The sequence below is a fragment of the Sutcliffiella deserti genome (genome assembly GCF_020037475.1).
Lineage (GTDB): Bacteria > Bacillota > Bacilli > Bacillales > Bacillaceae_I > Sutcliffiella_A > Sutcliffiella_A deserti.
In genome coordinates this window covers 48,489-67,731 of the sequence record NZ_JAIQDB010000006.1, presented here as the reverse complement: position 1 = coordinate 67,731, position 19,243 = coordinate 48,489, and the positions used below count along the sequence as shown (strand labels likewise).

21 protein-coding genes are annotated in these 19,243 nt (G+C 40.4%); 4 read left to right on the top strand and 17 right to left on the bottom strand.

The window, feature by feature from the left end; translation table 11 throughout:
- Nucleotides 1-4 precede the first annotated feature (4 nt).
- Complete coding sequence (locus K9B36_RS11890) at nt 5-199, top strand: YqzH family protein (protein WP_223702315.1); 195 nt, start codon at nt 5-7, stop codon at nt 197-199.
- Nucleotides 200-333: 134 nt separating this feature from the next.
- On the opposite strand, the gene K9B36_RS11885 is transcribed toward K9B36_RS11890, so the two are convergent.
- The 14 genes from K9B36_RS11885 to K9B36_RS11820 all read right to left on the bottom strand — a co-directional run bounded on the left by K9B36_RS11885 (nt 334) and on the right by K9B36_RS11820 (nt 14,138).
- The gene (locus K9B36_RS11885; RefSeq protein WP_223702314.1) at nt 334-651 is read right to left on the bottom strand and encodes a hypothetical protein; all 318 of its coding nucleotides are present in this window, start codon (nt 649-651) and stop codon (nt 334-336) included.
- A gap of 111 nt (nt 652-762) precedes the next feature.
- Complete coding sequence (locus K9B36_RS11880) at nt 763-1,761, bottom strand: hypothetical protein (protein ID WP_223702313.1); 999 nt, start codon at nt 1,759-1,761, stop codon at nt 763-765.
- A gap of 46 nt (nt 1,762-1,807) precedes the next feature.
- On the bottom strand, nt 1,808-2,239 hold the full coding sequence (locus K9B36_RS11875; protein WP_223702312.1) for an SMI1/KNR4 family protein: 432 nt from the start codon (nt 2,237-2,239) through the stop codon (nt 1,808-1,810).
- A gap of 136 nt (nt 2,240-2,375) precedes the next feature.
- Nucleotides 2,376-3,830, bottom strand: coding sequence for a hypothetical protein (locus K9B36_RS11870; RefSeq protein WP_223702311.1), 1,455 nt, complete (start codon nt 3,828-3,830; stop codon nt 2,376-2,378).
- A gap of 27 nt (nt 3,831-3,857) precedes the next feature.
- Complete coding sequence (locus tag K9B36_RS11865; protein ID WP_223702309.1) at nt 3,858-4,061, bottom strand: hypothetical protein; 204 nt, start codon at nt 4,059-4,061, stop codon at nt 3,858-3,860.
- 447 nt (nt 4,062-4,508) lie between these two features.
- Nucleotides 4,509-5,489, bottom strand: coding sequence for a quinone oxidoreductase family protein (locus K9B36_RS11860; RefSeq protein ID WP_223702307.1), 981 nt, complete (start codon nt 5,487-5,489; stop codon nt 4,509-4,511).
- 57 nt (nt 5,490-5,546) lie between these two features.
- Nucleotides 5,547-7,322, bottom strand: coding sequence for an acyl-CoA dehydrogenase family protein (locus tag K9B36_RS11855; RefSeq protein ID WP_223702305.1), 1,776 nt, complete (start codon nt 7,320-7,322; stop codon nt 5,547-5,549).
- Between the two features lie 54 nt (nt 7,323-7,376).
- The gene (locus K9B36_RS11850; protein ID WP_223702302.1) at nt 7,377-8,126 is read right to left on the bottom strand and encodes a 2-phosphosulfolactate phosphatase; all 750 of its coding nucleotides are present in this window, start codon (nt 8,124-8,126) and stop codon (nt 7,377-7,379) included.
- Between the two features lie 10 nt (nt 8,127-8,136).
- Nucleotides 8,137-9,213: a phosphotransferase family protein gene (locus K9B36_RS11845; protein WP_223702300.1), complete on the bottom strand. Its 1,077-nt coding sequence runs from the start codon at nt 9,211-9,213 to the stop codon at nt 8,137-8,139.
- A gap of 32 nt (nt 9,214-9,245) precedes the next feature.
- On the bottom strand, nt 9,246-10,133 hold the full coding sequence (locus K9B36_RS11840; RefSeq protein ID WP_223702298.1) for a 3-hydroxyacyl-CoA dehydrogenase family protein: 888 nt from the start codon (nt 10,131-10,133) through the stop codon (nt 9,246-9,248).
- A 78-nt stretch (nt 10,134-10,211) separates the two neighbouring features.
- Entirely contained in the window at nt 10,212-10,775 is a 564-nt protein-coding gene (locus tag K9B36_RS11835) for a TetR/AcrR family transcriptional regulator (protein WP_223702296.1), read from the bottom strand.
- Nucleotides 10,776-10,908: 133 nt separating this feature from the next.
- Complete coding sequence (locus K9B36_RS11830; protein ID WP_223702294.1) at nt 10,909-11,682, bottom strand: SDR family oxidoreductase; 774 nt, start codon at nt 11,680-11,682, stop codon at nt 10,909-10,911.
- 266 nt (nt 11,683-11,948) lie between these two features.
- Nucleotides 11,949-13,157 carry an acyl-CoA dehydrogenase family protein gene (locus tag K9B36_RS11825; RefSeq protein ID WP_223702292.1) on the bottom strand — a complete coding sequence of 403 codons (1,209 nt, stop codon included), beginning with the start codon at nt 13,155-13,157 and terminating at the stop codon, nt 11,949-11,951.
- 153 nt (nt 13,158-13,310) lie between these two features.
- The gene (locus K9B36_RS11820) at nt 13,311-14,138 is read right to left on the bottom strand and encodes a DUF2935 domain-containing protein (RefSeq protein ID WP_223702291.1); all 828 of its coding nucleotides are present in this window, start codon (nt 14,136-14,138) and stop codon (nt 13,311-13,313) included.
- A 115-nt stretch (nt 14,139-14,253) separates the two neighbouring features.
- On the opposite strand from K9B36_RS11820, the gene K9B36_RS11815 reads away from it, so the two are divergent.
- On the top strand, nt 14,254-14,763 hold the full coding sequence (locus K9B36_RS11815; RefSeq protein WP_223702290.1) for a hypothetical protein: 510 nt from the start codon (nt 14,254-14,256) through the stop codon (nt 14,761-14,763).
- 209 nt (nt 14,764-14,972) lie between these two features.
- The gene (locus K9B36_RS11810; protein WP_223702288.1) at nt 14,973-15,470 is read left to right on the top strand and encodes a hypothetical protein; all 498 of its coding nucleotides are present in this window, start codon (nt 14,973-14,975) and stop codon (nt 15,468-15,470) included.
- A 34-nt stretch (nt 15,471-15,504) separates the two neighbouring features.
- Here K9B36_RS11810 and K9B36_RS11805 read toward each other — a convergent pair whose 3' ends face one another.
- The 3 genes from K9B36_RS11805 to K9B36_RS11795 form a co-directional block, all read right to left on the bottom strand.
- Complete coding sequence (locus K9B36_RS11805) at nt 15,505-16,065, bottom strand: YobA family protein (protein WP_223702287.1); 561 nt, start codon at nt 16,063-16,065, stop codon at nt 15,505-15,507.
- A gap of 66 nt (nt 16,066-16,131) precedes the next feature.
- Entirely contained in the window at nt 16,132-16,923 is a 792-nt protein-coding gene (locus K9B36_RS11800; protein WP_223702285.1) for an SDR family NAD(P)-dependent oxidoreductase, read from the bottom strand.
- A gap of 2 nt (nt 16,924-16,925) precedes the next feature.
- Nucleotides 16,926-17,906, bottom strand: coding sequence for an MBL fold metallo-hydrolase (locus K9B36_RS11795; RefSeq protein ID WP_223702284.1), 981 nt, complete (start codon nt 17,904-17,906; stop codon nt 16,926-16,928).
- 488 nt (nt 17,907-18,394) lie between these two features.
- Here K9B36_RS11795 and proC point away from each other — a divergent pair, with 488 nt between their 5' ends.
- Nucleotides 18,395-19,240: a pyrroline-5-carboxylate reductase gene (gene proC, locus K9B36_RS11790; protein WP_399201812.1), complete on the top strand. Its 846-nt coding sequence runs from the start codon at nt 18,395-18,397 to the stop codon at nt 19,238-19,240.
- The last annotated feature ends 3 nt before the right edge of the window (nt 19,241-19,243 follow it).

The following is a 19,243-nucleotide window of genomic DNA, read 5'->3' as shown; positions in this document are numbered from 1 at the left end:
AAACGTGGAAAAAATATTATTAAAAAAAATGATCAGGAATTGCTTCTTACAATATGAGCATGACTTGGAGTTTATACCGCTTAACGAAGAAGACTACGAAAAACTCGCGGCCGAAGTGGAAGAGATCATAAAGCAAGATCCCACGACGGAAGTTTTTGAAGTGGTGAATGATGTGGTATATGAGTATTTGAGAGAGTAAGGCATGAAGAAAGGAGGAAGGAGCATTTATACTTCCCCTAACGTTTGCCTTATTAATACATATTATGAATTTCCTTATCTGCAATGACGGTAGCATACGGTTTCTCTTTTGACTCACCTTACACCTCTACGGAACTACACATAAATGATTCTCATTAGAACCGTGATAAAGATAAAAGGAATAGGAATGAGGATGAACAATTTAAGAAAACCCAGAGTATTTCCTTCTTCTTTTCGCTTCAAAAAGAGATAGATAAAGTTTGGAATTGCAAGCAGCACCCAATATTGGGGCAGTACAAATAGGAACATGTCTTTAAAGTATGTTTCCTTCTCTGCCGCCAAAACAATTCCTAAAATAAGAGCCATGCAAAAAAATAGATATAAAGGTAAAAGCACCAGATTAAAACGTAAGTATTTTATAAAAACGGCCCCCTCAACCTCCAAATATTGCAATATTACACACTCACTTATTTTAACATAATTTTACACCTGTTCAGCAATTGCCTCTATAAAAAAAGCTAAATTCTTGGTTTGTTAAAGACTATGATGAGATTTGATGTCCAGTTAAATAAAAATAGATTCTTTGTTTTCCATTATATATTTTACATCTCTTTTCACCCGGGGAACATTATCTTTGGTTTCGTATTCCTTTAACACTTCATCCACTTCTAATATTGGTGTTTCCAGAATTTTTGGCTTTATATCCCGAAGTACAAAGTCATTTGGGGAACCATCACAATCAGTCATTGCGCATAGTGCAATCAAACTTAACGGACGACCCGTTTCTAACCAAATTACCATCTTACTCCATGTTGGATTAGAAGCAGCTGCCAGCCTTCCCCAGCTATCGTGGAAACCTTGGACCTGTTGTTCCATCCAGTCCAGGACTAATGGGGATCTGAACCGGTAGAGACACGAAAAGGCATATATAGGCAACTTCTTCTCTGGCACCTTAGCTAATTGTGTTAAAACCAAAGGAAATGCTTCATGTTGTGGTAAACAGCTTGCCATGGCAGACGACAAGACAGTCAAGTAGCCCTCTTCCGTTTCATAGCTATCCCACAGTTCCTTAATCCAATCTTGTGCTGCAATCTTTAGCACTTCTGTAGCAATCTCTATTAATCTTATTTTAATTTCCTGGTTAACTGTATTAGAAAAACGTATTTTTAGAGAATCCAAGATATCAGCCTTATTGAATGATTGAAAAGCCCTTATTAATTCCTCCTCGATAAACCACCTAGTCATCGAATAATCTAATAATTCCTCCAAATGATGAGAAACATCGTCCAAGTTTGGAGCTGGTTCGTAAAAGGAATCTTCAAACTCTTCCTCCGGTTGACATGCTGATCCGTCCTCATCATAAAAATCGTCATGAAGATAATATTTATTCGGAGAATGGATGACAGCCAAGTTATACCACTCCAGCGGTCTTAGAGACAGACTTACAAGGTGGGTGTGGCATGAATGACACAGCTGATAAGGCTGAGCTGGTTCGTCAGATTCTACTTTAATTTCTATAGCCCTCTTGCAGCAGGACTCGCAAATATTTGACGCTTGTACCAAAAAACTTCCCCTCCCAAAATCGTTATATTAATTATATATCCTAAAATTAAAAGATTATCCCCTTCATAAAGAAGTCTGTGAAAGAATCCGCTACTTTTACTTTGCCCTGCTCGAGAATCTCATCAGCCTGATCTCCTGAATCATGAAAAATTTGAAAGATGGGTGGGTTATTGAAATTGAAATCAACAAAATAAGGGTCACCGGAACCAGTTGGATCTCCTCCAATACAAACATATCCTTTTTCTAAAATAGGGATTCCAGGATAAGCTTCAAACGATTCATCTATCATATGTTGAGGTTCATAAATTTCCACATATTCTATCCCATCATAATCTTCTTCCGGTTCATGTGCCTGCCATCCTATTTCCATATGAATTAGGGGGAGTTCAGAAATCAGATTAAGGTACCAGTCTGGGATTTTTGCACCGAACTTGTCCTTTAATAAAAGAATCTCTTCTTCTGTCGCAGTTCTTCCCAAATATTCATTGCCTAACTCTTTGACTCTTTCAATAAAGTTCTCTGCTTGTTGAAAAATGATATCTGAAATATAACCACCTCCGACGATATTTTATAAAGAGAATGCAGATGGCAAGTATTCTGCCATGATTTTCATCTTATTCCTCAATAAAAGGACGTTCCCGTAAATGATGGGTTAATTCCCTTAGTACATAAGAAAACTCATCATATCGGACCCACTTTAAAGGAATTTGAAGTTGAAGATTATTTTCTTTATTAAAGATTTGGATTTGTTTCTTATTATATTTCACTTTTTTAATATCTTGGATTTGGATGACCTTAGTATTCTTGCCTTTGTTTATCACTACATCATGGCCGACAATAGATACTTTGCTGCGGTTTACTTTCCACCATTCATAGGCTGTTAAAAAAAGACCCAGTAAGGTAAACCCAATCGAAATATATACTTCTTCATCTATTCCGTTTAGAAGGACTCTCACCCAATGAGTGATGAGAAGAGCGTAAAAAAACCATAACCCTTTCGATAGTTTAGGTGAGCTTTCATAATGAATTTCTTCATGGTATTTCTGGCTCATCCCTTCACGTCTTGAAAAGAAGTCTTGCTTATGGTCCTCAATGGATTTCAAATTTGATTCAACAAAGTCGGTATACGTCCCTTCCCATACATGAGCCGTATCATCTCCATCCTCCAAAGAAAACCCGCCAACCCATGCAACATATTCCGTATTTAATTCTTTGAAACTCATTAAATAATAACGGATTGGTTGGTTGTATTGGTTTACCGTTTCAATAGAATCCATTACTTGAATGTGTTCCGGGAATTTATCTAGTAACTTCCCTTCATCATCTCTCAAATAAACTAGGTGAGTGAATAATTTCGATTGGGCGATCAAAGGCTGCTTTTTCTCTTTAATAGGATATAAATGCTCCCTGTTCCTCGATTTCAAATCCCAATAGAAAGCTTCTGCACTTTCCAGATTTTCCGATAGTTCCATAAGAACTTGTTCTTCCACCTTTATGTTCTTTTCAATACAAACATGACACGCTTTTTCGCGAATAACAGGGTCATGGAAATGAAGGGCTTCTTTTAGCAATACAACTGATTCCATCGAGTAGTAATAGTTCATTAATTGAATTAATAAATTCATATGATAACGAAGGGTAAAATAGCTTTCTTTCCAGGATGTATAAACAAATTTAGCATGATAATCTTTATCATATGAAAGATATTCATCTCTTAACTCTTTATAATCGGCAAGAAGAATGGGAAGCACCGTCTGTTTCTTGTACTCCCAATCTAAGTCTGACTCATGTATAGCATATATAAATTCATACATCATGTATTTATAATGTATTGATTCTAATTTTTCAATCGTCTTATCCACTACGCCACGCAGAAATACAGGATAGTTGGTAAGTTGCTCTACAGGAAGTAGGACCTCCTCCTCCTTGATTAAGGTTACCAATTTATCCTCAATATCATGGAAAATCTCTTCATCTTCGGTTGCTAAAAATAGTTCCAGCGCACGGACCTTTGCATCAGAAGGCAACAGATCAAAGGACTCTATTAAAGGTGCTACTACTTCTGGCATCGGATAATCACACACAAAGTCAATTAATTAATAAGAAGGATTATCCCAATCATCAACAGGGTCAGGAAAGACACCGGTTGCAAGTTCAACCATTTCCTTTAAAAGATCCACTCTGATTTCTAAATCCTCTTCTTCTTTACATTCATACAACATACCTAAGGCTTCATAACGTTTATCGGGATCTTCACTCTTGAGACGTTTCAGCATACTTCTAAGTTTTATTTCGTTCATTTCTTCACCTTTTTTTTGAATTTTCCATAAGCGAATAAGTTTTCGATTTATTCTAATTTATAAAAAAAGGGAATACAATCTATCTTTAGACCTATATATTGATTTTTTTCGCATAAAGAAATACCCCAAGCTAATTACCTGAGGAAAAAGATTATTACCTGTTACATTTTTCATCCAAAACTTTATCTAATATCCCTTGATACACTTCATTCCAACCAAGATAGTAAACCAATCAACAGCTAGGTACACCAAGATTCATCGATCTCTTTTAAGATTTTGGCAATATATTATTTAATATCATATGTTTTCAGTGGTCCTGCTTTGCCTTCGACGTCTTCAATCTACAGAATCGGAGTGGATATACACGAAAGTTCAACCTTTAATCATAGCTATATAATAAAAAGCCTCCCTCCTGCAATGTATCAGCAAGGAAGACAGGCCTATCTTTTACGCTCTATTCGGTTCTAGAATTAGCTTCCCTTTTGTTTTTCGGGACTGCATAAGAGTGTGAATCTCAGCAGCGTTTTCTAATTTTTGCACTTCTCCGATGGTAAGCTTAAGCTTTCCTTCTGCAACATAGGTTAACAGTTCTTTCATGCTAGGCTGGAGCAGCTCCGGCTTTCTCATAATTTGCGGTAGGAAGAAGCCGATGACGGATTGATTTCTTGCCATGAGAGAGGATGGGTGGAAATTACTTTGTTCTCCGCTGGCAACTCCATAAATAACTAGACGTCCAAAGGTTGCAAGACATTTTAATGTGTTGTAAAAGACTTTACCACCAGCCATTTCCAAGGCCACATTGACCCCTTTTCCGCCGGTTGCATCTAAAACTTCCTTTTCCCAGCCTTCTTTTGTGTAGTTTACGAGTACATCTGCCCCCATTTCCTTGGCAAGCTCAAGCTTTTCCTCTGTACTTGCAGTGGCAATTACTTTTCCTGCTCCAAACAGTTTTGCCAGCTGAACGGCGATGGTTCCCACGCCACCAGCTGCCGCATGAACAAGGACAGTTTCCCCTTTTTCAAGTCTTCCCATCGTTTTTAAAATATGGTAGGCACTTAAGCCTTGAAGGGGCAGGGCAACAGCAACTTGAAAGTCCAGCCCTTCAGGAAGAGGAATAACTCCGCGTCCGTCTGCTATCGCAAACTCCGCATACCCGCCAGATTCTATAAGGGTGACTACTCGTGTACCAGGTTTTATGCTCGCTTTTTCTCCTGCTTGGACAACAACACCAGCCACTTCAGCACCTGGTACAAATGGAAGCGGTGTAGGGACGACATATTGTCCCTGTCTTCTTGCAGTATCGGCATAGTTAACTCCGACAGCATGAACCTCAATCAGCACCTCATGGCCCTGTGGTTCCGGTTTGTCCAGCTCTACCACTTTTAGGACTTCTGGACCGCCATATTCTTTAAGTTGAACAGCTTTCATTTAAATTCCCTCCTACTTTCAAATATATTTCTTTCATAGATTCCCTGCCAAGCTGCCTCAGCAAACAAATTGCCTGCTCTCGTACAAGGCATCGGCAATACTACGGTTCCGCTCTACCGTTTTTCCAAAGAATTGATACTGGCTGCACTCACGAATCGCAAGGCCAATCAGTTTCCCTCTCTTTTCTCCCGTTGCTAATTCTGCAATAAGGGTTCTGGAGAGACGCTCCGTTTCCCACATGGCACTTACTAGAAAGGTGTGCGTTAGATTGATTTTCAAGCTTGCCTTTTCCTCACCATTTTTAGTAATGGCTTTTTCTGTCCGGTACACAACGGATTCAGCCGCAAAGAGTGCGATTGCCAGGTCCGCAAGCTTCATGAGCGTTTCCTGCTCCTGTATGAGATTGCTACCGAATGCTTCATAGGCAAGACCCGCATTTAGTAGAAATAAATTTCGAATCGTATCAACCGCTGCCTTCTCATAAGCGAACACTTCTTCTCCATGCATAGAAGATTGACTGAGTTGGAATACGGCCTCTTCCACACGAGCAGCCAGATCCACTTCCCCTTTTACCGCTTTTCTAAAAAGATGTGTCGGGATTAGTAATCTATTAATCTCATTTGTTCCTTCAAAGATCCTGTTGATTCTGGAATCCCGGTACATTTGCTCAATACCATATTCCTTTATAAAACCTGCCCCTCCATGAAGCTGCAGGGTTTCATCTGCCACATAATCTAGCGTTTCGGATCCGAAAACTTTACAGATGGCGCATTCGGTAGCATATTCGCTCATCCTTTTGCCAACTAGCTTGGCATCCGTCGAATCATATAAATCTCCCAGTGCTTCTTCAAGCAAGCTTGCTGTTCGGTATTGCACAGACTCAGCAGCATAGATGCGTGATGCCATGTGCGCTACTTTTTCTTTCGTGGCAGGGAATTCGGCAATTTCTTTTCCAAACTGCTTTCTTTCTTTTGTGAATTGCAAGGTCTTTTTCAATCCATACTTGGAGGCTCCCATACAAGCAGAGCCTAAGTTAAAGCGACCCAGATTCAGCACATTCAAGGCAATCACATGACCTTTCCCCACCTCTCCGATAAGATTTTCCACTGGTACCGCACAATCTTCCAAAATGACGGACCGTGTAGAGGACCCCTTAATACCCATTTTATTTTCTTCCGGTCCAAGCGATAAGCCAGGTGTATTTCTTTCTACAATGAAGGTAGAAAAATGAACTCCATCCACCTTTGCATAAACGATAAACGTATCGGAAAAGATGGCATTGGTGATATAGATTTTCGTACCATTTAAAACATAATGTGTGCCTTCGCTGTTCAAAACCGCTGTCGTTTGAGAAGCAAGCGCATCTGATCCAGCATTCGGCTCTGTTAAACAGTAGGCTCCGATAAATTTCCCTGAAGCCATCTTTGGCAGTAATTTCGCCTTTTGTTCTGATGTTCCAAAATAGGTGATGGGCAAGGTGGCAATACATGTGTGGTTGGCATGCGCCACTCCATAACCGCTTGAAGGACCGACCATCTCTCCTACGATGCCCTTACTGATTTTATCAAGACCAAGGCCGCCATATTTTTCAGGGATACTGTGTGCAAGCAGTCCTAGGTCCCCAGCTTTCCTGAGCAAACCTGTCACCACTTCAAATTCCTGGTTTTCGATTCTTTCTTTCTGGGGAATCACATCTTTTTCAATAAATTGCTTCGCAGACCGCCCAATCATCACATGCTCTTCGCTAAAGTCCTCTGGTGTAAACAGTGTGGTTGGATCTAGCCTTGAAAATAAAAAGCTCGCTCCTTTATGGCTCATTTTTGCTTGTTCCATAGAAGTGTTCCTCCTTTACTTAGGCTGCTTTTGTAATGCTTGTTGCAAAAAAATTCACTTGTTAATTGCAGGTTGATGAAGCACAATCTTCCCATCTTTAAGCACGGGAACCAAGGAGATAGAACCGACCCTTGAGGCAAATTCCAGTTCATCCTCAAAATGAAATTGGTAAAAAAGCTGACCAACCTTGGAGGCGGCGAGAATTTTCAATGGATTCTTGGAGGCTCCTTTGTAAAAATGCCATGCTGCTTTTGCAGAATCGGATAACTCGACATCGGTTTCCCGCCCCTTAACGAGACAGTCGACAAAATGTCCAGCACCATAAAAGTCTTCCAGGCTGAGTTCTCCAGAATTACCGGAACATACAACTAGTACTGTTTGGTCTTTTCCAGATTTTAAAACAGCATCTGCAACCGATGGATTGTTCAATAGACAAGCAATGAAAACCTTCTTTGCAAGACTCGCCTTTCTAAGAGCAACGGTTCCATTGGTGGTAGACAAAATCAGTGCTTTTCCTTTTACAACCTTCCTGATATAGCTCGGAAGTGGATAAACAAATCCCTCCACAGGCTTAGCATGAAGTTCTCCGGCGAGGATAAAATGATCCACATCAAATTCGGAAGCAACTCTCACTCCTTCTTCCAAGCTCTCCACCGGAATGACTTCCTTCGCTCCGTCCATGAGAGCGGCGGTGATGGTGGTGGTGGCTAATAGAACATCGAGCACCACCGCTATTTTATTGCCTTCCTCCATTTCGGCCGTTTTAATATCTTCCTTTTTTAAAAGCACGTGCACTTTAGTCATTCTTGGCTCCTTAAACTTTTCCGTCACGGGCCACAGTGCTGCCGTGGGTAAGCAGGATTTTGACAAAATGGTTAAATTGAGAAAAGCGAGCATCATCTGTTTGGCCTTGTTTATAGCGATAATAGATTTGCTGACAAATAACGGCAAGTTTAAAGTAAGCAAAAGTTAAATAGAAATTCATCTTCGAAATATCGCGTCCACTTTTACTGGCATACTCCTCCATAAACTGCTGTCTAGTCAGAAACCCTTTATGGACTGTAACCGATGGCTTACCAAGTCCATTTTTCAACAAGTCAGGATCATCCTCCTGTGTCCAATAGCTCATTGCTGCCCCAAAATCGGCAAGCGGATCGCCGACCGTCGTCATTTCCCAATCAAACAGTCCAACCATCGTTGTTAAATCTTCACTGAACATTGCATTGTTCAGTTTATAGTCATAATGAATAATGGACGGCTTACCGCTTGTGGGGATGTGCTCGACCAGCCACTTTTTCAGCATTTCTGCTTCCTTTATCTCATCAGTCCGGGCACGTTCATACCTGCCAATCCAGCCGTGAACCTGTCTTTCCATAAAACCATCCGGATTGCTTTTTTTAGAAAGACCAGTTTTTTTATAGTCGATTGCATGCAAATCTACTAATCTATCCACCATCGTATGGGAAATATTACGGCACAAGGCCTCCGTTACCTCCGTTTCTTCTGGAAAGGAAGTATCAAGCACCACTCCATGTTTTCTTTCCATGATAAAAAAAGGACTTCCAACTATATCCTCGTTTGCAGAAAATAGAAGCGGTTTTGGCGCTGGAGGAAACAGCATATGAATTTCTGATAGGATATTAAATTCTCTTTCCATATCATGAGCTTTCGGAGCAACCGGTCCAAGTGGCGGCTTTCTCAGGACAGCCTCCCACTCTCCCTTTTTTAAAAGGTAAGTGAGATTAGAATGACCTGCGGAAAATTGCGAGATTTCCAAAGGGGTCTCAGGAAGATTTCCCATATGGTGGTGAAGAAAATCTTCAAGAACAGAAACATTCAAGTGCTCCCCCTTTCGAACAGGGATGGTATCTTTACTCAATTGACGTGGCATCTTACTCCTCCTTTAAAAGTAATTTTGAGTGGTCAGTTATTCTTCACTTTTTCGGGGCTATATTCATACCAGCCTTTTCCTGTCTTTCTGCCAAGTTCCCCTTTTTTCACTTTTTCAACAACGCAATCAAATGGTTTGTCCTCGGGATTCCCTGTCTCCTGATAACGCTGCTCCATCACAAACTTGGCAACATCGAGACCAGACAAGTCCATGAGTTCAAAGGGGCCGATGGGATGTGCTAAAGCTTTTCGGCAAATAATATCAATATCTTTATAGTCTGCAATTCCTTGCTCGTATAGGTATACCGCTTCCTTTTGCAATGCTCCTAAAATACGATTTGCGACAAACCCTGATATTTCTTTTTCAAGTCTAATAGCCGTACGATTCATCTTCTGACAAACATCCATTGCAATCTGGGTCGTTTCTTCTGACGTATATTCACTTCTCACTACTTCGACACAATCCATGACAAGCGGGGGGAAAAAGAAATGCATATTCACTACTTTATCCGGGCGGCTTGTGACATGAGCTAGCAGACTGTTGACAATGGTAGAGCTGTTGGTGGCAAAAATCGTATGCCGCGGTGCAAACTGCTCCAGCTTTGCAAAGACCTCTTTTTTTACGTCCAGCTTTTCGGTCACAGCTTCAATAATTAAATCCGCATCTTTCACTGCATCCTCTAAATCTAAATAAAACTGAAGACGGGCGAAAGCAGCAGCCTTTTGACTGTCGGAAATTTTCCCTTTTGTCACCCACTTTGACATAATGTCTTCGAGTTTGGATGCAGCATCTTTTAGAGCGGACTCTCTTACATCCTGAATAATGGTTTCATAACCGCCAAGAGCAGACAGCATGGCAATCTGATGACCCATCTGACCGGAACCAATAACAGTAATTCTTTTCACATCATTCGATTGCATCATTTCTCCCCCTTAAATACCAACCAGTTGGTATGTTTATTTTATAGTGGAAGGAAAAGAGTTTCCTCTTTACCCCGTTCAGTTTTCAATTCCCTGCAAAATCATATTGGTGAATATTTCAGCCACTTCATGGTCGGTAACTGCTCCCTCTGGGTTGAACCATTGATAACTCCAGTTTGTGACGCCTAAAATTGCAAAAGTTACGATCGGAATGTTTAACTCCGATTTTAATTCACCTTTCTCTTTTCCTTCCTGAAGCACCTTTTCAATATTCTCCCTGAATTGGTCCCGCTTCGGAATAATCAGCGACAGTCTTTCTTCATTCAAGTTTCTCATTTCTCTAAAGAACACCCTTGCACTCGGTCCTTGAGTCTTAATTTTACTTATCAGAATGTAGATGATTTCAAATAATTTGTTTTTACAGTTTCGGGAATGATCATTAACTATTTTCTCCTGAGTCATCAACATATCATCTATATAACTAAGATGGATGTCCATTAATAACTCTTCCTTACTGGAAAAATAGTAATAGAACGTTCCTTTTGTCACCCCAATGGAATCTACAATATCCTGAACCGAGGTTTCACTAAACCCTTTTTTCTCAAACAGCTGAATGCTTTGCTCTGTAATTTTTTCCTTCAATGTAAGTCCTCACTTCTCTGTTAGTAAATAATGATTGAATTATATCATAGGTCCTCCGGTTCCCTTGTCTTCCGACACCCAGCTTGTTTTGACGAGTAATTCCTACCCCTAGAATGTGCTCTTTGTTTAAAACCTACATTGCGTGGATACCTCCATCAACAACCAGCACATCTCCTGTCACATACCCGGACGCTCTTGATGCCAAGAATAATGCAGCTCCTTTTAAGTCATCGTCCGATCCAAACCTTTTCAACGGTGTAGCTCTGAGTATCGAATCCTTGCCGTGTTCGATAATACCTTGGGACATCTTTGTAGGGAAAAATCCTGGAGCAATTGCATTAACATTAATATTGTGTTGACCCCATTTGACGGCTAAATCTTTTGTAAATGTAATAACAGCGCCCTTGCTAGTGTTATAGCCAATCGTATCCATGACCCTAGGATTGGTGCCTCCAAGACCGGCCACCGATGCGATGTTAATAATTTTACCGGATTTCTGTTCAATCATCACTTTCCCGACAGCCTGACTCATTAAAAAGGTGCCAGTTACATTCACATCCATTACCTTTTGCCAAGCTGCAAGAGGCATCTCCTCCGCTTTAGCTCCCCAAGTCGCACCACTGTTATTTACAAGAATATCTATCGTTCCAAAAGCCCTTTTCGTTTCATCCACCACATATTGAACATCTTCTGGATTTGTAATATCACATTTTAATGCCAATGTTTTTACACCAAGCTTGGATAAGCGATCTGCTACCTCTTGGCACGCCTCAACTTTTCTCGAACACAACACAATATTTGCTCCTGCTTCTGCAAAGCTCTCTGCAATCTGTTCACCAAGACCTCGCCCTCCGCCTGTGACCAGCGCCGTTTTTCCAGTTAGATCAAAAAGTTCAAGAACATTCACTTGTTTTTCCCCACTCTCTTTTTATGATTTTGGCTCTGTTAAACGCCGCTGTTGATTTCCGCAAAAGGCTACGCGTTCCAAGGGGCGCTGCTGGAGCCTCCTCGGCTGCGCCTGTGGGGTCTCCAACTACCGCTATCTTCCCGTTGGAGTCTCCGCCTTTTGCTCCAATCATCGCTGGAATAGCGTTATTATTAACACGCAACATTAACAGAGCCATGATTTTATTAAAACAGGAAACTTTGAGTCTGCTTAACTTACAATCAGTGCTATTGATACTTTTTCAATTCCAGTTTCGCTACCTGGGCGCGATGAACTTCATCAGGCCCGTCGGCAAGCCTCAGGGTCCTAGCGTTTGCCCAAAGCGCTGCAAGTGGAACATCGTCAGATACGCCTGCCGCACCAAATGCCTGGATTGCCCGGTCCAACACTTTTAATGCCATCGAAGGAGCTACCACTTTAATCATGGCGATTTCGGATTTAGCAACCTTGTTGCCAACCGTGTCCATCATGTAGGCCGCTTTTAAAGTTAAGAGGCGTGCTTGTTCGATCTCGATACGCGAATCAGCAATCCATTCGCGTATGACCCCCTGACTTGAAAGCGGTTTGCCAAACGCTTCCCGACCTTGCACACGCTTACATAATTCCTCTAGTGCACGTTCAGCCGCACCAATCAGCCTCATGCAGTGATGAATCCGTCCAGGACCTAGCCTTCCTTGAGCTATAGCAAACCCTTTTCCTTCCCCTAGAATAATCTGATCTGCAGATACTCTGACATTGGTATATGTAATTTCCGCGTGACCATGTGGGGCATGATCATAGCCAAACACCGGAAGCATTCGTTCAATTTTGACTCCTGGAGCGTCAAGCGGAACCAAAATCATCGATTGCTGTTCATGGCGACTGGCAGATGTGTCTGTCTTTCCCATTACGATTGCAATTTTACATCTTGAGTCGCCCGCACCTGAGGACCACCATTTCCGGCCATTTACCACATATTCCTCACCGTCCCTTATAATGCTCGCTTCAATATTTGTCGCATCAGATGAAGCTACATCAGGCTCTGTCATCGAAAAACAGGAACGTATTTCTCCCGAGAGCAAGGGCTTTAGCCATCTTTCCTTCTGACCTTCTGTTCCATATCGAACCAGCACTTCCATATTCCCAGTGTCAGGTGCATTGCAGTTAAATACTTCAGGAGCAATCATGGATCGTCCCATAATTTCACATAGCGGGGCATACTCAAGATTAGTAAGACCTGCTCCAAACTCACTCTCTGGCAAAAACAAATTCCATAATCCCGCTTCTTTTGCTTTATTCTTCAGGTCTTCCATAATCGGCGGAATCACTTTCCAGCGATCGTTATGCTCAGTTAACTGTTTTTCGTATAATGTTTCATTTGGATAAACATAAAGTTCCATAAAATTTATAAGCTTTTTTTCCAGCTCCTGAACCTTTGATGAATAAGAAAAATTCATTGTTAAGTGCCCTCCCTCACAACTAACTAACCGGTCGGTATGTTACTCTTATAGTATATAGGCACTTGCATAAAAATTACAACTATTTTCTGAAAAATCTATTTATTAACCCAGCAGAAAAAAACGCATCCATATAGAATGCGCATTTCCTGACTACAAATAAGAAGGCCGCTTCAACGAACACTTACTAGCTGCTTCTTGCAAACTGGGTGAATAATAACTTAGCTTCTTAATAAAATAACAGGTTTCCGGGAAATGGTGCTCTAAAAACCGGAGAGTGGACTTATTTAGAAGTTTATTCTCTTTATATTTTATTACCATGCTGTAAATAAATTCGCACATCTCCAAGGTGGTTCTTCCTACATCTTCTGCAAACTCTCTTTGCCGTGCAAAACCAGGTTCCTTAAACCGCAAATACCCCTTCATATGCCGGTTCTGAACAATAAAGATCTGGAATCTGCTCATATAGGCTTCGGTTTGCCTGCTTGCTATCACTTCGATGGGATCCAATAGATCATCAAAAAGAGCGGCATGCCCGAGTTGATCCTCTAACCAGAGATCCATCAAATCAGTTAAAGATAAAGGTACAGGCTCTTTCCCCTGAACAAGATAACTTAAAATCCTTAAATATTCTTGATTTTCTCCCAGCGTTCCATTGAGATAAGTCGGGGACAAGTCCAAATTCACTTTGTTATCAATTCTGAGCGTTTGCAATTTGCCTTCAAAGTCATAATATCCTTTTGCTACCGGCCAAACACGCTGAGAAAAATTAATCATTGACTCCTCTGCAGCATTCGATGAACGCGGAATATTTTCCAGCATCGTAATGAGCTCCCCAAACCAATTGATATAGTGTTGCGCCGTATTCACAAACTCCACTTCTACTGGTGAAAGATTGTCTCTGACAAAGTAAGCATGATCTTGCAATATTTCCAGCCAGAATAAATGCTCATCCCAAAGCGGGATTATATTATTGTTCATTCGTTCTCCCTCCTTTATGTTGCTTCTGCGTGTTGTATGTGCAACTCATTACAATCTGATTTACTTTTTTAAAATCAAGGCACATAACTTATAAAAAATAGGAAAATCTACTAACATGAATCAAGTAAAGGGTGTTTTACTATTGAAGAACACAAAAATACTAATTATTTTAATGGCTATCTTACCTTGGTTGACCGCTCCTTTTATAGGATCTAAAGCAATAAAAAGATTTCTGCCTGGTGCCATCTTTATGTGCATCTATGTTACAGCAGAAGGTTACCTAGCCGAAAAAAGAAAATGGTGGTGGTTTCCATTCACAGGAAAACCAAATGTGCTTGGAGAGATGCCCTTAATATTAGGTCCATTTTTCGTTGGTTCCCTTTGGATATTAAAATATACCTACGGAAAATTCACTATCTATTCTTTACTGAATATTGTGGTTGATTCCCTTTTCACGTTCTTTGTTCTAGACTGGTTTAAAAAAATAGGATATGTAACACTAGTCAGATTCAATAAATTTCAACTGTCGCTGATCTTTTTAGTGAAATCCATTTTAATGTATGCCTTTCAATATATATATGAATTGGTTTTTACCAGCCAGTACTATCGGAGTGAGGAAGAATAGACGGTTATTACAAATCTCTGCAAATGAACATACTTGCCTAGTACTTTCTGCTAACACTGACCTGTTCTGCCTCTATTTAGCTAAGATTCCCTAAAGTACTCTTTACACCTTTTTATACTATATTCCGTTAGTGCTAGTGTAATTCACATAAATAATCCTAAGATTTAATGCGCATGATAAAGGAGGTAATAAGAAAAGGAGGTAATCAATTGAAAAAATATCCAACTCAATTTTTGTGGATGATGATGATTTTTTCGTTACTTACACTTCCTTTTCTTGGCTGGAAGCATTTCAAGCGTTTTGCACCCTCTGCTATCTTCATATCTGTTTTCATTACGTTGGAAGGCTTTCTTGCTGAAAAAAGGAAATGGTGGGCAATTTATAAAAAAATCCCACCCTATTTTATTAATGAATTTGCGTTTATCGCTGGGCCATTTTTTGCTGCTACCTTGTGGACCTTACGTTTGACCTATGGAAGATTCTGGAACTTTTGTCTTTTAAATATGATCTCGGATGGCCTTTTTGTGTTCCCGGTCTATAACTGGCTAAAGGGAATGGGCATCTTTTCCTTGGTTAAACTACAAAGGATCCAACTATATCTCATATTTCTTTTCAAAGCACTTTTAGTCTACGCTTTTCAAACTATTTGGGAAAGGTTGTTTCCCTTCCGAAACGAGCCTCTGGAAAAGAAAAGCACTATAAATTAAAACTGTCCGCATTTCTAAAAATGCAGACAGTTGTTTATAATCTTACTTCTACTACTTTCACAGGTACACGATTATCTAAGAGGTTTTTTAATGTGACGGTATACTGACTAAAACCTGACTCCTCTATTGCTTCGACATGCCATGGAAAGCCGGCTTCCACTTGTTTTAAAGCTTTTTCAATGGCATTCCGCTCCAGTTCATCCTGGGTGGAATCCACCACCACTTTAATGGCACCCGATTGGGCTGGAAAAGATTCCGCAACTATCCCCGAATTAAAAACTGTCACCTTCATTCCCACTAAAAGATCACTCGCAGCTAAAGGATCTTCACTTGTACCTTTTACCGTTGTTTTCTCGTCTAGCGTATACACTGTAGCGGAAACCCCATCATTATTTGCGTGCGACCCAGTCACTAGCATCCGGATATTATTATCCACTGAAAGGGAAATTATATAGCCTGTAAGGTCTTCCTTTGCCTCTGCTTCACTTGTATCAATTGGCAGATCCGAAGCAGCTCCATCGTTTTCACTTTTGTTATTGCCTGTACTGCAACCACATAATAGAAGAAAACAAAAGACCACTACAATGAATTTCATCCTTTTCATCTCCTCACCTCTTTTCCTATTGGTCGATGCCACCGGAAAAAAGGTTACAAGAGAACTTTATTTTTGTCTAAACGCCTTTCCTGCAAATTTCTCCATTAATCCTGGAAACAACTGATACACCTTGCTTCCAAAACTCATCCATCCTGGGAGATTAATTTCGCGTTTATTGGTATAAACCGCATCAGCAATTTCTTTCGCCACACTACCAGGATCAAGCATCCATTTTTCCACCTTTTGCTTATATTGCCCACTCGCATCGGCAACCTCAAAGAAGTTCGTTCTTATTGGGCCTGGATTTACGGCTGTCACAAAAATCCCTGTATCATGAAGCTCCATTCTCATGCTATTTGTAAAGCCCAATACGGCATGTTTCGTCGCAGAATAAACACTTGATTTCGGTGTTGCCAGTTTTCCAGCCTGTGAAGCAATATTGATAATATGGCCGCTATTCTGTTCGAGCATGAGAGGTAATACCATTTTTGTACAAGCAATTAAGCCAAATACATTCACTTCAAACATATTACTCATATCATCCAAAGACAAATCTTGCACATCATCAAAAATGCCAAAACCTGCATTGTTAACGAGTACATCTACAGCAGGAATTTCTTTCAAAAGTAATTGAAACGTCGCTTCAATATCTGCTCTATTTCTGACATCCAATTGAAAAAAAGGTGCTTTAATTCCATACCTCTCCTTAATCTCGATGGAAAGCTGCTCCAACTTATCGATTGATCTGGCCATCAAAATCGGAATAGCTCCCCTTTTGGCTACTTCTAATGCAAGTGCTTTTCCAATCCCTCCAGAGGCACCTGTAATCACTACATATTTTCCTTGAACACTTGCCATACTTACAGACCCTCTTTCGATTTATAACGATATGGTACGGTTGACGCGTCCACTTCTATCCGTTCTTTTTCAAGAAGGTAATCAATTTGTCCCAACGTTTCCGATAACGTTAGCAGCAATTGTTTTTCATAAACCTTTGGAAATAAATGCTGACATATTTCAAATGCAGTTACAGCTTTTCCGTTAACAAAGGTTTGCACTTTCCGAGCACGTTTTTCCTGTTGTTCGATTCGCTCCGTTAACAGTTTACCGACATTCCCAACTTCTTCTCCATGACCAGGACGCACGGTAGTAATAGGCAATGCTCTCATTTTTTCAATAGAAGCGACGTAATCAATCATCGACTTCCTCCGCTCTGTTTCTCCAACAAAAGGAGGTTCAATAAGGGGGTTTGGGGAGATATGAGCTAAAATAAGATCTCCGCCAAGCAACGTGCCACTCTTTTCGTCAAACAGTACAAGGTGACTGCTTGCATGGCCTGGGGTTTCAATAATTCTCCAGTTTTCCAACCCCTCTAAACGATCTCCTTCTTTAACAAATGCAGTCAGTCCTCTCTTGCATGAAAATCGAAGTGGCTTGTCGACAGTGTTTAAGACGGGATAAAAACGCTCCTCTACTCCCATTTCAGTAAAAAGCTCCCGATAAAAGGAATCATGACTAGAGAAATAATGCATATCCTGTGTCATCCAAGGGTGTGCCCGCTTATGTCCATATACAGGAATATTATCAGGAAGATAGTCTAGTAAGCCGACATGATCTGGATGATGGTGTGTGACAAGCACTTGGTCAATGTCCATTAGTTTGAGACCATATTGCTTGAGTTGACTTTTAAAAATATCAAAAGCCTCTATGGTTTTCACACCAGCGTCAACCAGTGTGACTTTATCAGTAAGAATAAGATATGTATGTACATCGCCTACCGCAAAAGGAGTAGGTATCGTGATTTGTTTTATTTCTTGCTTACTACATGAAAGCTGTTTCATGACGATCCCCTTTTTAACATATTATAAAAGTGTAATGACTAATTAAAATTATAACAAAATAATAGAGCTTCCACTAATATGAATGTGCATTCATTTTAAGCATGCACTATTTCTCAGTAAAAAGGAAGAGTTATTCTTACATAACTAATATTTTTCTCTAGTTCATTATTTAAAAATAGCAAGTATAATTATTTTAATTTTCTGTTAAAAAAATTATTGACTTTATAACCCTACCGTTGCATAATATTTAAAATTATACATTTCAACTCAAACGTTTAACCTACAAATCAAGATGGTACTGCGGATAAGATCTATCCGTCCTTATATAGAGGACAGATAGGTCTTTTTTTAACCTAGGGGCTATGGATAAACACCGTTATTGATTGTCGACAAACGCGAGAACTTCTGCGTGAGGCAACGCTTTCGGTAGGGCCTAGCAGATTTTAACGAGATATTCTTATATTCATAGTAACAATTTTATAGGGAGTGTGGGGAAAATGAAAATCTCATTTATCGGTGCAGGATCAATGGCAGAAGCGATTATTGGAGGGTTAATTAAACAAAAGATTAGTAACTGTTCCTCTATTATCGTAACCAACAAGCAGGATAAGCAAAGATTAAAGCAGCTAGCTTCCGTCTATGGAGTTAGAACGACAGAAGATAAAAACGTCGCGGTAAAAGGTGCAGATGTGATTTTTCTTGCGATGAAGCCAAAGGATGCCAAAGACGGGATTCTTGCAATTCGTCCCTATATCACCGGCAACCCTTTAATCGTCTCTGTTCTAGCAGGCATTTCCTGTGAATCTCTAGAAAATATTTTCCAAAAAGATATAAGAGTCATCCGTTCAATGCCAAATACATCAGCCGCTATTGGTTTATCAGCAACTGCCATTTCTAAGGGGCAGTATGCAACCGTTGAAGACCTAACATTGGTCCACTCTCTCTTTTCCGCTATTGGGTTATGTACCATTGTAGAAGAAGAGCAGCTTCATGCTGTCACAGGGGTTTCCGGTAGTGGACCTGCTTATATCTATTATATAGCGGAGGCAATGGAAAATGCGGCGCTTGCCCAAGGGTTAAAGGCAGAAGTGGCGAAACAGCTTGTATTCCAAACCTTGATTGGAGCGGCTCATATGCTTCAGGAAACTGAGAAAGACGCAAGTATTCTTCGGGCAGAAGTGACTAGTCCAGGTGGTACGACTCAATGCGGAATTTCGATTTTAAATGAGCAAAAGGTATCAGAAGCAATGAAGGCATGCATAGCAAGCGCAACAAAACGATCACGCGAAATGGGAGAGGAAATGGCAAAAAGGATGAAGGAAAAAATAAACTAAGCT

Bases quoted from the DNA above. Each gene is read 5' to 3' on its own strand.
- K9B36_RS11800 (WP_223702285.1), bottom strand. From the start codon at position 16,923: ATGGCAAGTGTTCAAGGAAAATATGTAGTGATTACAGGTGCCTCTGGA.
- K9B36_RS11825 (WP_223702292.1), bottom strand. From the start codon at position 13,157: ATGAATTTTTCTTATTCATCAAAGGTTCAGGAGCTGGAAAAAAAGCTT.
- K9B36_RS11845 (WP_223702300.1), bottom strand. From the start codon at position 9,213: ATGCCACGTCAATTGAGTAAAGATACCATCCCTGTTCGAAAGGGGGAG.
- K9B36_RS11855 (WP_223702305.1), bottom strand. From the start codon at position 7,322: ATGGAACAAGCAAAAATGAGCCATAAAGGAGCGAGCTTTTTATTTTCA.
- K9B36_RS11820 (WP_223702291.1), bottom strand. From the start codon at position 14,138: ATGAACAATAATATAATCCCGCTTTGGGATGAGCATTTATTCTGGCTG.
- K9B36_RS11815 (WP_223702290.1), top strand. From the start codon at position 14,254: ATGAATCAAGTAAAGGGTGTTTTACTATTGAAGAACACAAAAATACTA.
- K9B36_RS11870 (WP_223702311.1), bottom strand. From the start codon at position 3,830: ATGCCAGAAGTAGTAGCACCTTTAATAGAGTCCTTTGATCTGTTGCCT.
- K9B36_RS11795 (WP_223702284.1), bottom strand. From the start codon at position 17,906: ATGAAACAGCTTTCATGTAGTAAGCAAGAAATAAAACAAATCACGATA.
- K9B36_RS11850 (WP_223702302.1), bottom strand. From the start codon at position 8,126: ATGACTAAAGTGCACGTGCTTTTAAAAAAGGAAGATATTAAAACGGCC.
- K9B36_RS11805 (WP_223702287.1), bottom strand. From the start codon at position 16,065: ATGAAATTCATTGTAGTGGTCTTTTGTTTTCTTCTATTATGTGGTTGC.
- K9B36_RS11860 (WP_223702307.1), bottom strand. From the start codon at position 5,489: ATGAAAGCTGTTCAACTTAAAGAATATGGCGGTCCAGAAGTCCTAAAA.
- K9B36_RS11865 (WP_223702309.1), bottom strand. From the start codon at position 4,061: ATGAACGAAATAAAACTTAGAAGTATGCTGAAACGTCTCAAGAGTGAA.
- K9B36_RS11840 (WP_223702298.1), bottom strand. From the start codon at position 10,133: ATGCAATCGAATGATGTGAAAAGAATTACTGTTATTGGTTCCGGTCAG.